Origin of the sequence: Streptomyces pseudogriseolus, assembly GCA_002154585.1 — a bacterium.
In the GTDB taxonomy this organism is placed as follows: Bacteria; Actinomycetota; Actinomycetes; order Streptomycetales; family Streptomycetaceae; genus Streptomyces; species Streptomyces pseudogriseolus.
On sequence record MUNG01000074.1, the window covers coordinates 1 to 13,384 of the forward strand.

General features: G+C 72.6%; 9 protein-coding genes and 2 pseudogenes. 3 read left to right on the plus strand and 8 right to left on the minus strand.

What is annotated here, in order from left to right; all coding sequences use genetic code 11:
- Positions 1-566: SDR family oxidoreductase (locus tag CCN29_RS07930; protein WP_107481680.1), on the plus strand; the 566-nt coding region annotated here is incomplete at its 5' end.
- An 87-nt stretch (positions 567-653) separates the two neighbouring features.
- Entirely contained in the window at positions 654-2,699 is a 2,046-nt protein-coding gene (locus CCN29_RS07935) for a helix-turn-helix domain-containing protein (RefSeq protein WP_086680737.1), read from the plus strand.
- A 94-nt stretch (positions 2,700-2,793) separates the two neighbouring features.
- Here the strand turns inward: CCN29_RS07935 and CCN29_RS07940 are convergent, their stop codons facing one another.
- From CCN29_RS07940 to CCN29_RS07970, 7 genes and pseudogenes are all read right to left on the minus strand, one after another.
- On the minus strand, positions 2,794-4,188 hold the full coding sequence (locus CCN29_RS07940) for an MFS transporter (RefSeq protein WP_006134535.1): 1,395 nt from the start codon (positions 4,186-4,188) through the stop codon (positions 2,794-2,796).
- 236 nt (positions 4,189-4,424) lie between these two features.
- The gene (locus CCN29_RS35665) at positions 4,425-5,066 is read right to left on the minus strand and encodes a nucleotide triphosphate diphosphatase NUDT15 (RefSeq protein WP_442538271.1); all 642 of its coding nucleotides are present in this window, start codon (positions 5,064-5,066) and stop codon (positions 4,425-4,427) included.
- Between the two features lie 140 nt (positions 5,067-5,206).
- Positions 5,207-5,686: pseudogene (locus CCN29_RS35670) on the minus strand (SAM-dependent methyltransferase); the annotation flags it as partial.
- 69 nt (positions 5,687-5,755) lie between these two features.
- On the minus strand, positions 5,756-6,991 hold the full coding sequence (locus CCN29_RS35675) for a M15 family metallopeptidase (RefSeq protein ID WP_404648565.1): 1,236 nt from the start codon (positions 6,989-6,991) through the stop codon (positions 5,756-5,758).
- Between the two features lie 65 nt (positions 6,992-7,056).
- Positions 7,057-8,997, minus strand: a complete 1,941-nt coding sequence (locus CCN29_RS07960; protein WP_086680739.1) for an ATP-binding cassette domain-containing protein — start codon at positions 8,995-8,997, stop codon at positions 7,057-7,059.
- A 248-nt stretch (positions 8,998-9,245) separates the two neighbouring features.
- On the minus strand, positions 9,246-10,448 hold the full coding sequence (locus tag CCN29_RS07965) for a nucleotide disphospho-sugar-binding domain-containing protein (protein WP_442538272.1): 1,203 nt from the start codon (positions 10,446-10,448) through the stop codon (positions 9,246-9,248).
- Between the two features lie 139 nt (positions 10,449-10,587).
- Positions 10,588-11,853: pseudogene (locus CCN29_RS07970) on the minus strand (SMI1/KNR4 family protein); the annotation flags it as partial.
- Positions 11,854-11,989: 136 nt separating this feature from the next.
- Between CCN29_RS07970 and CCN29_RS07975 the strand changes: the two are divergent.
- Positions 11,990-12,235 carry a DUF5133 domain-containing protein gene (locus tag CCN29_RS07975; RefSeq protein WP_006134529.1) on the plus strand — a complete coding sequence of 82 codons (246 nt, stop codon included), beginning with the start codon at positions 11,990-11,992 and terminating at the stop codon, positions 12,233-12,235.
- Positions 12,236-12,325: 90 nt separating this feature from the next.
- Here CCN29_RS07975 and CCN29_RS07980 read toward each other — a convergent pair whose 3' ends face one another.
- Entirely contained in the window at positions 12,326-13,114 is a 789-nt protein-coding gene (locus tag CCN29_RS07980; protein WP_086680744.1) for an acetoacetate decarboxylase family protein, read from the minus strand.
- Positions 13,115-13,384 lie beyond the last annotated feature (270 nt).

Below are 13,384 nucleotides of genomic sequence, written 5' to 3' on the forward strand. Positions count from 1 at the left end.
GGCCGCACCAGCTGGAGTCCGGCGTTGTTGACCAGGACGTCCGTCCCGGCGGCGGCGGACTCCAGCTGGTGCGGCCCATCGAGGAGTTCCCGCCGGACGTCTTCCACACGGTCCTCACCGTGATGCTGGAAGCCCCCTTCCGCCTCATCCGGGGCGCCCTCCCGCACATGTACGGACAGGGCTGGGGCCGCGTCGTCAACATCTCCTCCGTGCACGGTCTGCGCGCCTCGGCCTACAAGTCCGCGTACGTCGCCGCCAAACACGGCCTGGAGGGGCTGTCCAAGACCACCGCCCTGGAGGGCGCGGCCCATGGAGTCACCTCGAACTGTGTGAACCCGGGCTATGTGCGCACCGCACTGGTCGAGAAGCAGATCGCCGACCAGGCCCGCGCCCACGACATCCCGGAGGAACGCGTCGTGTCCGAGGTGCTGCTCCAGGACAGCGCGGTCAAACGCCTGATCGAACCGGAGGAGGTCGCCCAGGCCGTGGCCTACCTGTGCGGCCCGCAGGCGTCCTTCGTCACCGGCGCCTCGCTGGTCATGGACGGCGGCTGGACCGCGCACTGACCTGCCGCCGACCGCGGCCGGCCGTCGGCCGCCGGAGTTCTCCACAGGGCTGACGGGACGGCCGCCGGATGAGGAATCCTGAGACCCATGCCCCGCGATCACCTTCAGTCCGCCGAACGGTCCGCCGCCGGGTCCGCCGCCGGCACGCCGGGCCGGACCAGCCCCGACGCCGGCCGCCCCGACGCCGGCCGCCCCGACGCCGGCCGGTCCGACGCCGGCCGGTCCGCCGCCGACGGCGCGGAGGCGCCGTTCCTGGAGCTGCTCGCCCGCGGCGCCCCCGCCGAGGCCTACGAGCAGCCGGTGCTGCTCGCCCGCGCCGAGGGCCGCCCCGCCGAGCGGATCGCGGCCCTGGAGCGCGCCAAGCTGCTCGCCCTGCGCGTGCGCTCCGAGATGGAGGGGCGCCGCCGCCGGGAGGCCGAGCTGTCCGCCCTGTTCGAGACCGCCCACGACCTCGCCGGACTGCGCGACCTGGACGCCGTGCTGCGCGCCATCGTGCAGCGCGCCCGCTCCCTGCTCGGCACCGACGTCGCCTACCTCAGCCTCAACGACCCGGAGCGGGGCGACACCTACATGCGGGTCACCGAGGGCTCGGTGGCGGCCCGCTTCCAGCAGCTGCGGCTCGGCATGGGCGAAGGCCTCGGCGGCCTCGTCGCCCAGACCGCCCGCCCCTATGTCACCGACGACTACTTCCGCGACGACCGCTTCCAGCACACGCACTCCATCGACACCGGCGTGCGCGACGAAGGGCTGGTCGCGATCGTCGGGGTGCCCCTGACGCTCGGGGACCACGTCATCGGGGTGCTGTTCGCCGCAGACCGCCGCACCCGCGTGTTCGAGCGGGAGCAGATCGCCCTGCTCGGCTCCTTCGCGGCGCTCGCCGCGGCCGCCATCGACACGGCCAACCTGCTCGCCGAGACCCGCGCGGCCCTCAGCGGCCTGGAGCGGGCCAACGAGATCATCCAGGACCGCAGCGCCGTCATCGAGCGCGCCTCCGACGTCCACGACCGGCTCGCCGAGCTGGTCCTGCGCGGCGGCGGGGTGCACGACGTGGCCGCCGCCGTCTCCGAGGTGCTGGACGGCACCGTCGAGTTCACCGAGGCCCCGGCGGCGCCCGCCCGCGCCCTCGAGTCCTCCCGCGCCGAGGGCCACGCCGTGCGGCACGGGGACGACTGGATCGCGGCCGTCGCCGCCGGGGACGAACTGCTCGGCGCGCTCGTGCTGCGCGGCCACCCGGGCCTCGACCCCGTCGACCAGCGCACCCTCGAGCGCGCCGCCATGGTCACCTCGCTGCTGCTGCTCGCCCGCCGCTCCGCCGCCGAGGCCGAGCAGCGCGTGCGCGGAGAGCTGCTCGACGACCTGCTCGACGCCCGCGACCGCGACCCCCGCCTGCTGCGCGACCGCGCCACCCGGCTGCGCGCCGACCTGGACGCCACGCACGCCGTGCTCGCCGCCCGCCTGGAGGGCGGCACCGCCGGTGCCGACCAGGAGGCCGACGCCCGCCGGCGCCTGTGGGCCGCGGCCTCCCACCTCGCCGCGACCCGGCACGGCCTCGCGGCCGCCCGCGACGGGGGCACGGTCCTGCTGCTGCCGCTCGCCCCCGGCGACACCGCCACCGAGCTGGCCCGCCGCACCGCCCGCGAGCTGGGCACCGCCGTCCACGAACCGGTCACCGTGGGCGCCTCCGCCCCGGTCGGGCCGCTCCTCGCCCGCCCGGACACGGTCGCCTCGGCCTACGCGGAGGCCCGGCGCTGCCTCGACACCCTGCGCCTCCTCGGCCGCGCGGGTGACGGCTCCGCCGCCGAGGACTTCGGTTTCCTCGGCCTGCTGCTCGCGGGGGAGCGGGACATCGCCGGCTTCGTCGACCGCACGATCGGCCGGGTCGTGGCGTACGACGAGCGGCGCGGCACGGAGCTGCTGCGCACGCTGGACGCGTACTTCGCGTGCGGGATGAGCCCGGCCCGTACCAAGGACGACCTGCACGTCCACGTCAACACGGTGGCGCAGCGCCTGGACCGCGTCGGCCGCCTCCTCGGCGACGACTGGCAGAGCCCGCAGCGCGCCCTGGAGATACAGCTGGCCCTGCGCCTGCACCGCCTGTCCGGCGTCACACCGCCACCACCCGCACAAGCCTGACCCCCGCACAAGCCTGCCCCCGCACGGCGCCGGCCCCCGCGCCGCCGGGGCGGAACGGGGGCCGGGACAGCGGCTCTCGGGATGAGCTCCGCGATCAAAGGGCGCGCGCGTCCTTGGCGGCTGCCTCTGCCCCGACCGGGGCGGGCAGGGCGTCCTCCGCTTCCGGGGACACGTCCGCGAGATCCCGGTGCCGGGTCTCCTTGGCCGCGAGGATCGCGACGACCGTGAGCAGGCTCGCGGCGATGACGTAGAGGGCGATCGGCGTGGAGGTGCCGTAGTCCGACAGCAGCGCGGTGGCGATCAGCGGGGCGGGGGCGCCGGCCGCGACCGAGGCGAACTGGGCGCCGATGGAGGCGCCGGAGTAGCGCATGCGGGTCGCGAACATCTCGGAGAAGAAGGCGGCCTGCGGCGCGTACATGGCCCCGTGCATCACGAGACCCACGGTGACCGCGAGCAGCAGGGCGCCGAAGCCACCGGTGTCGATGAGCGCGAAGAAGGGGAACATCCACAGGCCCACACCGACCGCGCCGATGAGATACACGGGCCGCCGGCCCCACCGGTCGGACAGGGCGCCCCAGGCGGGGATCACGGCGAAGTGCAGCGCGGAGGCGATGAGCACGGCGTTGAGCGCGGTCTGCTTGGACACCCCGGCCGAGGTGGTGGCGTACACCAGGATGAACGCGGTGATCACGTAGTAGCTGATGTTCTCCGCCATGCGCGCGCCCATCGCGACCAGCACGTCACGCCAGTGGTGCTTGAGCACCGCCACCAGCGGCAGCCGCTCGGCGGGGGCGTCCGCCTTGCGCGCCTCCGCACGCTTCAACGCCTCCTTGAACACCGGCGACTCGTCGACGGAAAGCCGGATCCACAGACCGACGATCACCAGCACACCGGACAGCAGGAACGGGATCCGCCAGCCCCAGGAGCCGAACGCCGACTCCGACAGCACGGCGGTCAGCAGCGCCAGCACACCGGTCGCCAGCAACTGCCCGGCCGGCGCGCCGGTCTGCGGCCACGACGCCCAGAACCCGCGTCGCCGCGCGTCACCGTGCTCGGACACCAGCAGCACCGCGCCGCCCCACTCGCCGCCGAGGGCGAAGCCCTGCACCAGCCGCAGCACGGTCAGCAGCACCGGGGCCATGCTGCCGACGGTGGCGTGGGTGGGCAGCAGCCCGATGGCGAAGGTCGCCCCGCCCATCATCAGCAGACTCAGCACCAGCAGCTTCTTGCGCCCGAGCCGGTCCCCGTAGTGCCCGAACACCAGCGCGCCGATCGGCCGCGCGGCGAACCCGACGGCGTACGTCAGGAACGACAGCAGCGTGCCGACCAGCGGATCGGACTCCGGGAAGAACAGCTCGTTGAAGACCAGCGCGGCGGCCGACCCGTAGAGGAAGAAGTCGTACCACTCGATGGTGGTGCCGATGAGGGACGCGGCGACGATGCGCTTGAGGTTGTTCGGTGCTGGCGGAGCGGCAGAGGGCGACGACATCGGCACCACTTCCTGGCGTTGCGGGGGACGGTTGCGTGTCGCCACACCGTAGAAATCCGCAGGTCACCCGCACATGTGGCGGGACACCATAGTTCTCGGTCCACCTATGCGCGCGGCCACCATGCCGGCTGCGCATGGACACCGCCGTGCGTGAACTCCGCGATGCCTGGCCGCTTGATTGACTCCGCTCCGTACAGCGGAGTACGTCGCGCTGTCTCCCCGTGCGGTGAGGGCTGTCATGCCCGTACGTCGGACGGCGTGACGGGGGCGAATCGCGTGACGTGCGCCGGCGGGTGATCGATGGCCAGGTCGGGCCGCCATGCGGTGAGGATCTGGGCGCTGCACTCGAACAGGCCGTCGGGGAGCTGATCGAGCGGGTACCACGCCCCTTCGCCGACGCACTCGCCAGGCTGCGTCATCGGCTCCCCCTGCCAGGCGTGGACGAGCGCGCCGACGGTGACCCGCAGGACACCGTCGACGTGATCGACGAGCGTGCTCAGGAGCGCCACGTCCTCGGCGTGAGCGACCAGCCCGGTCTCCTCTGCGAGTTCGCGGATCACCGCGGCTTCGAAGGATTCCCCGGCCTCCACACTGCCACCGGGCAGTTCGAACGTGCCGCGGCGGTGCCGGCCCAGCAGGATGCCCTGTTCACCGAGCAGGATCGCTCCGACGCCGACGGCCGCGTGGGCGACCGGGGCCCGCCTGCCACGAGGCCGACTGGAGACACGCCCCGGCCGGTCAGGAAGGCGGCGTGCGCGGATGAGCTGCTGGACGACCACGGCGTTCTCGCCGGGGTGGGGGAACAGGTCGACGGCTTCGACGCGGAAGCCGTACTCCGTGAGCAGGTCCTCCCACACCTGCGGTGCCAGGACCCACATCTGCGTCGGCAGCGTGGGTCGTCACGCAGCAGGATCATCTCCTCCCGCGGCGCCACCGCCGTGGACGGACCGTGGCCGTGCAGATCGGTGTGCAGGAGTGAGAGGATCAACGGGGCACCGGGACGCAGCCCATCGCGCAGCGCGGGCAGCGAGCGATGCGGATCGATGAATGCGAGCGTGCCGATCGCGTACGCGGCGTCGAACGGCTCGGCTCCGCTCAGGTACTCGGCCACGTCTCCCTGGACGAACTCCACACCGTCCACGGCCGCGTGCGTGCTGACGGCACGTTGGTACTGGGTGGGCGACAGCTCGATACCGGTGACGCGTGCTCCGTGTGCCTCGGCGAGGTGGACGGCGTGGTGGCCGGCCCCGGAGCCGATGTCCAGGACCCGGCGCCCGGTGATGTCGCCGAGAATCTCCGCTCCCGGTCCGATGCCTTCCCAAGGCGTCCATCCGAGCCGCTCGGGAACAGGCGGGGTGTAGGCCCGGGCGAGTTGGCGTCGGCCGTAGAGCTGCCAGGCCCGGGTGTTGGTGTCCTCCGCGGGCGCGGTGGCCTCCTGGGCGGCGGGGATGGCGGGGGGCTGGTGTGGCTGCAGCGTTTGCCGGGGGTCGTCGGGCATTCGTGCCTCCGTTCGATGGTTCCGTCCGTCGCGGTCACGAGGTGCGACGCGGATGGGTCCGTCGGCGAGTTACGGCAGTTCGACCGGTCCGTAGCGTGCGGCCGGTTCCTGCCGCACCAGGGCGTCGTACCGGTCCGCTGTCGAGAAGTGCCAGAACTCCGTTGCGTAGTTCGTGAACCCCGCGCCCTCCATGGCAGTGAGCAGCAGGGTGCGGTGGTGGCGTGCTCGGTCGCTGAGGTTCGGGGCGTGCGTGAAGCAGGCACCGTCGCCCTCCTCGGGGGAGGCGTTGACGCGGGTGCCGAGGTCGAGTTCCTGACCGTCCTGGTCGACGAGGGTCACGTCCACCGCCGCCCCTGCGGAGTGGGGCGCGATCTCCGGCGGCGACACGTACCGGCCGGCGGCACGGTGCAGCTGTTCAGGTGTCCAGTCAGGGTGAGCGGCGGCCAGCTCGTCCCGGTAGTCGGTGAAGTAGCGCTGCTGGAGGGCCGGTGGCCGGTAGCCCTCGATGAACAGCAGGTCGGTGCCGGCGGGCAGCAGCGACCGGGCGTGCTTCAGCCGGGCGAGGACGCCTTCACGGACGTGGGCGAACGCGCCCAGCGGGTCGTGCTTGCGGGGGTCGACGCGGAAGCCGTGGTCGCGCACGTCCACGAGCGGCTCTCCGCACTCGCGCACGGGTATCGCCGCGACGCGCGGATCGGACATCAGCACCAGCGATTGCATCAAGTCTCCCTGTGGCCGGTTGTGGTGAGGCGGCGGGGTGGGGACGGCAGTGGTCAGGCCGGTGTCGCGCACGATCCGGGCGACGGTGTCCCGCAGCGTGCTGTCGGCCGGGATCACGGTCTCCAGACCGTCGGGCAGCAGATCGAGCTCGCGGTACCAGGAGGTGAGATGGGCGTCGGTGACCTGCGCCAGGCAGGCGGCATCCGCCTTCGACGCGTGCCGTACCAGCGTCGCTTCCAGCGGTACGTCCAGGTAGTAGCACCTGGACGTACCGCGGTGATCCCGTACCAGAGACGTGATCATGTGGCTGTAGCGGTCGGCGTACAGGATCCCCTCGAGGACGACGTGGAAGCCGGCGTCGAGGGCCGCGCGTGCGATGGTGCTGAGCAGGGCGATGCTGGCGCCTCGTGCGGTGTCGTGTTCCCTCAGTACGTTCCGGCGGATCATGTCCTGGCCCACGATCGCGATACCGCGGCCGTAGTGGTCCCGCAGGCCCTGGGCCACGCTCGACTTGCCCGACGCCGAGTTGCCGCGGATCACCACGAGGCGGGTGTCCGGACGCCCGGCCGCCGTCGCAGCGCGCATGCGACTCGACGCCTCGGTCGATCCGCCGGTCATGCCGGGCCGTCCCGTCTCGCCCGCCGGGGTGATCACGAGGTGTCGCCGCTCATCCGGCGTTGCAGGGACCACAGGGTGCGGAAGAGGCCTGGTTGCCGGGTGAGCTGGGTGTAGGTGCCTTCCTGGACGATCCGGCCGTGGTCCAGGACCACGATCCGGTCGGCGACGGCCACGTTGGTGAGCCGGTGCGTGATCAGCAGGACGGCGCGGTCCTTGGCCAGTTCGCGCAGTCCGGCGAAGATCCTGTGTTCGGCGCGGGCGTCGAGGGCGGCCGTGGGCTCGTCCATGATCAGCAGGGCCGCCTGGCGGTGGAAGGCGCGGGTGAGGACCACGCGTTGCCACTGCCCGCCGGAGAGCTGCTGTCCACCGAACCACTCGCTGGTCAGCAGGGTGTTCAGGCCGGAGCGCAGGCCCGGCAGCATCTCTGCCGCGCCGGACGCCTCGCAGGCGGCGAGCAGGGCCGCGTCACTGGTGTCGCCCTGCCCGAGGGTGATGTTGTCGCGCATCGTCAGCGGCAGGTAGGTGAACTTCTGCGGCACCAGCGCGACATGCTCCCACGACTTCCACGGGTCCAGGTCCGCGGTGGTGGCGTGGTCCCAGGCCACGACACCTTCGGTGGGCAGCAGCAGCCCGCACAGCAGGCGCGAGAGGGTCGTCTTGCCCGAGCCGTTCTCGCCGACCAGCGCCACGATCTCCCCGCGCCGCACGTGCAGGGAGACGTCGCGCAGGCTGTCCTCGGGGGCGCCGTCGTAGCGGTAGGTGACGTCGCGGACCTCGAAGCGTTCCGGGGCCGCGGGAACCGGCACGGTGCCGCGGGAGTCGGTCATGGCCTGGCCGTGGGCGTTGTCGAGGAAGGTCTGCCAGTCCTGCACGTACCAGCCGGTGCGTACCAGGCGGGCCCCGCCGTTGATGATGCCGCGCACCGAGGTGGTGGCCGTCTGGAGGGCGAAGACGGCGCCGCCGCCGGCCGCCAGGCTCATCCGCCCGGAGGCCAGGAGCCACAGCAGTGCCGCCCACACCGCGGCCGAGGCGATGCCGCCGGCCACGGCTCCGGCCAGTCCCATCCAGGCGCCGGTGTTGGCGGCCTTGCGTTCGGCGGCGTTGACCGAAGCCGCCAGCCGCCGGTACCGGCCGATCAGGAAGGGGCCGGCCAGGCAGGCGCGCATCTCCTCGCCGGACTCCTGGTAGGCCATGTGCCAGCGCAGATTGCCCAGCATCCGGCGCCGCCCGGAGGTCTCCAGTCCGGCCAGGTAGATCACGCGTGCGGAGCGGACGTAGGCGGCGGCCTGCGGCAGACAGGCGAGGAAGAGGAAGGGCAGAAGCAAGGGGTGCAGGACGGTCAGGACGGTGGCGCCGGCCGCGAGCGTGGCGGTCGCCGCGAGGACGTCCTGCGCTTCCTCGACGAGATCGGGGGTGACCTGGGCGCCGCGGTCCGCGATGTCGTAGGCGTCGTTGTAGCCGGGCTTGTTGCCGGCCGCCAGTTCCGCTCCGAGCGCGGCCTCGATCATCGTCAGCTCCGCCGCCCGGCCGAGCACCGGGCGCAGCCGGCCGGTCAGCCAGACGACGGTGATGCCCAGCAGCGCGCGCAGGCCCGTGGCGGCGGCGATCACGGCCAGTTCCGGGGCGGCGTCCCGCAGCCGCTCAGTGATGTCGCCCGAGGAGATCAGCGCGGTGATCGTACCCGTGACGGCCAACAGGCCGAGGGCCGCGAGGACGCCGGTCCCGATCTGGCACACCAGCAGGCCGACGGTCGCGGCGCGGTCCACGCGCCAGGCCATCCGCACCGAGCGGCGCACCAGCGAGGGCAGGCGGCGGGCCATGCTGCGGGAGGTCAGCAGGGCGCCGGCCTGGAGCCTCGACGGGTCGCGGTAGAGGTACTCCTCCTCTCGAACACCGGCTTCCTGCGGTGCGTCGTCCGGGGCGGTGGCATCGGGTGGTTCTGACGGCTGGTCCTGCGCGATGGCCGAGGTCATCGTTCCCCCTGGGGAGGTCGCTGCGGCAGAGTCACGAGGTCCAACGACACGGCTACGATTTCGAACACACGTCATTCGGTCGTGCTGGGAAGCCCGCCGTTTCCCGCGTTCGGGACCCCGAGGGAGCGGGATCCCTTGTCTCGCTTGGAGCGGTCGCGGGCAGGACGTGGCCGAAACGCCGATGCCGTCGATCCGTGGCGGAACCGCCGGGCTTCTCGGAGGAGGGCACTGACCGAGGCGCTGCGGGATCAGCCCGCGGCGGCCCGTTCGATCAGGTCCGCGGCCGTGTGCAGTCCGTCGCGCGCCCGGATCGTCTCGCCCGCCTCGGTGAGGGTGCGCCGCAGGGCCGTGTCGCCGAGCAGCCGGTCGATCGCGCCGTGGAGGTCGGCGTCGCTGAAGCGGTACGGGTCGAGCCGGACGCCGTAGCCCAGTTCGGCCATGCGCTGGGCGTTGTCGTGCTGGTCCCAGAACAGCGGCAGCAGGACCATGGGCTTGCCGAAGTGCAGGGACTCGGTGGTCGTGTTGTTGCCGCCGTGGGTGATGACGAGGTCGACCTGCGGGAGGATCCGGGTCTGCGGCAGGTACTCCGCGCCCCACATGTTGGGCGGCAGCTCGATCTCCTCGTGCACGGGGCCCTTGGAGACGATGTAGCGGTGCGGGGTGCGGGCCAGTGAGGCGATGACACGGCGCATGAGGTCCACGTCGGCCGAGCCGAGCGAGCCGAGGCTGAAGTAGATCAGCGCGCCGTCGCCGTCGGCCAGGGCGGGCGGCAGCGTGAACGTCTCCTCCGTCTCGCGGACCGAGGAGTCCAGCCGGTGCCAGGTGGGGCCCAGCGGGCGGGCGTCCGTGTAGTCGGCAGCCTCGGGATACACGTACAGGTTCAGATCGCCCTCGTGGATGAACTCCAGGTCGGGCAGCGGACGTGCGCCCTGCTCGGTCACCCAGGTGCTGAAGTCGCTCCACAGGCTCCGGTGCGTGCGGTCGTACTCGGCGCGGAACGCGTCCCACCCGCTCCGGTCGCCGGACGGGCACCCGGAGAACGGCGGCGGGACGTGCTCGCCCTTCACCTCCAGCGGGTTGCAGGACACGATCCGTACGAAGGGGACGCCCGCCGTGGTCAGCGCCGGGAAGCACACCACGTTGTCCTCGACGATCACGTCCGGGCGGACCCGTCCGACGATCTCCTTCAGCCGTGGTTCGCAGTAGCGGGCGCCGGAGATCAGCTCCTCCCACACCGGCTTGATCCAGGTGTCCAGCTGCTCGACGGCGGGCTTACGGAACTCGGGCGCGGTGTCGCGTACGAAGTCCTTCCAGAACTGGCCGGCGTCCTGGGGCCGGTCGGGCGGCGGGGCGAGATCGACCAGCTCCTCCTCGAACCCGAGCGGCGCGAGACGCCCTTTCCAGGACGCCTCCGCGGCGAACACCACACGGTGCCCCCTGCGGCGCAGCACGTCCCCGATCCCTACGCAATTGTTCGTCGGCCCGTACGCGCTCTCCGGTGCGAAGAGGACGGTCAGGGTCCGTAACGATCCTCGCGTGGATGACAAGCCCAACTCCCCTGCCGACGACGACGGTTCAGAAGTCTCGCACCGGGTCCGAACGCCGGGCAAGACCGGGCGGGTCGAGGACGGGCGGCGGGGAGGACGCCTCACCCGGTTGCCCGCCTCGGGGCGTCGACAGCAGTTCGCGGCTCCGCTCCGGGGTGAGCAAGGGGCCGAGGAGCGGGTCGGCCACCCAGCCAAGGGGAGCCAGATGATCCGGGCCCAGGGGCTGCCACCCGGGCAGGGCGTCGATCAGCGCGCGCCATGCCCGGTCGGTGTCACCCCGGCCGGCCAGTGCGCGCGCCCGCTCGACCGCCTCGCCGAAGGGGCCGGGGGCCGTGTACCGGTACGTGCCCGCGCGTACCTCGTCCAGCGTCGCCCGCGCCCGGGACATCAGGGCCTCGTCGGCGCCCCGCAGGTGGTGGGTCAGGACGGTGTCGTCCCCGTGGGCGCGGCTCGCGTGGTCGGCGACCAGGGGCGGCAGCAGTTCGGCGGCGTACCGCGGGTCGGTCACCAGGCCGGGGAAGTACACCATGTACGTGAGGCCGAGCAGGCGGCGGATCTGGTCGCCCAGGCCGGCGGCCCGGGGCCTGCCGTAGTCCTTGGCCTCGTCCAGCGCCCGCAGCGCGCCCTCCCAGTCCCCGCACAGCGCGTCCCGTCGGGCCTGCTCCACCCGGGCGTCCAGCCTCCGCGTCGTGGCGTTGACGAACTCCGGCCCGCCGTCGGCGCGGTGGGCGCGGAGGCTGTGGAACTCGCGGAACATCGCCTCCATGAACGCCCGGAAACCGCGGTACCGCTCCGGTGCGTCGGCGAGCCAGCTCGCCCACGTCCAGACCGCCCACTCGCCGTCCTCGTCCACGTCCTCCGGATCCAGCAGGACGTACATCGCGTCGGACTCCACGTCGAGCTGGAGGCCGCGCCGCCAGACACCCGCCTCCCGCCGCTCCTCCGGCTCGGCGTCCTCCTCCAGGAACTCCTCGAACACGTCCGCCAGTTGCGACTCGTTGTCGTGCCAGCGCGCGTCCGCCGTGCCCGCCAGCCGCCACACGAAGCCGCCCGCGTGCCGCCAGCCGTCGCTGACCAGGAGGAAGGACCGGTACGACGGCGGCATCCGGCGGCCCAGACGCTTCTCCATCGCCGCGACGCGCTCCTCGGACGCGGGCGGGAACCCCAGCCACCGCGCCTGCCGTGCCGTCTCGTCGTCCGCGTCCCGCACCTCGTCGTCCGGCGCGTCCGCCCACTCGCCGCTCCAGCGCAGCAGGAAGGTCCGCCAGTCGAAGTCCGCGTCGCCCCGGGCCGTGTTCTCGGTCAGCATGCGCCGATCCTGTCACCCGCCACTGACAGTCACCGGCGCCACTGACGGCCCGAGAGGCATGGACCGTCCCTCACGGGGCAACCGGAAGCCTGGCGCCCCACCGGGACCGCCATCGACGAGGGGAGACGGAGCAATCATGATCATGCCGGCGGAGAAGGAACTGCGCGCTGTCCTGGCCCGGTTCGCGCAGGCGCGGATCGACCACGACGTGCTGCCCAGCGGCCGCACCAGCCGTGCGCTCGAGGACGCCACCTACACGCTGTGCGTGATCACGGGCTCCCGTACCGCAGAGGAGGCCCTGCGCGCCGCCGACGCCCTGCTCGACCAGTACACGGCCGGCCGCGCCGGACTCCGCCGGGAGGACGAGACGCTCGCCGCATGAGCGGCGTGAGCGGCGTGAGCGGCGTGCAATCACCGTCCAGGTCGGTGCCGACGACTTCCGGGCCGTACACGCGGCGAACGCGTACCGGGGTCAGAGCAGCGGCTCGACCTGCGTGACGTTGTAGGACATCGACGCGCGGAAGCCCAAGCCGGACCGGACCGGCGCGAGGTCGGCGAGTTCCTCGCCCACGGCCGGGAACAGGGTGATCTCGCTCGTCCCCGTCCACACGTCGGCCACCTGCTGGTCGGCGTAGTCCATGCGGACCAGTTCGTGCACGGCCGGCTTGTCGTACCTGCCCGCCTCCAGGGTGGGGAAGTGCCGCAGATTGATCGTTTCCCGGCTGAGCAGGGCGGACGGGTCCTCCATCGGCGCCTCCAGGGTCACCCGCGCCTCCGCGAGGGTCCGCTCGTCGGACGAGACCGACGCCCCGAAGCGGGCCCCGGGTGACAGCGTCGGCGACGCCTTGCCCGGCGACGCGAACACCCGGGTCTGGTGCACGTTGCCCGCCTTCTTCGGGAACCCCTGGATCCAACCCCGCGCCAGCGCATGATGGTTGTCCACGTAGATGTACGGGCACCACGACACGGGCCAGCCCTGGTGACGGGCGTCGACCAGGACGAAGAACTCCCGGTACTGGCTGCGGACGGGGTCGAGATACTCGTCGCGCTCGCCGTTGAACTGCCAGTCCACGAAGAACGCGACCACCCTGCCCGAGGTGTCCGGGTCCGGGTCCAGTCCTTCGGGGAGCGTCGCCTCGGCGGCGGCCGGCTCGGTGAAGAACTCGACGCCCACGATGTCGCCGGCGTAGTGCCACGGCGGTGTCGGAGCGATGTTGGCCTCGCCCTTGGGGGACAGCGGGCCGGTGTAACCCTTCAGCACGAGAACTCCTCGAGGATCATGAACGGCCTGGTCGGAAGGCCGATGACAGCAAAGCGCGCCGGGCCTAGGTGGGGGAGGGGTGGCCCAGCGAGGTGAGGACACACGCGGTCGCAGGCTGAGGCGTGGGGGAGAGACGTCACCGCCAGGCGTCCAGCATCACCCATCCGGGGGAGCTTCGCAGCTCGGGAACGGGGAAAGGCGGGGGCGCGCCGGGCGGGCGCGGGTGTGCGACCGTGGAGGTGACGGCCTCCCGCCCGTACCGGAGTTGAC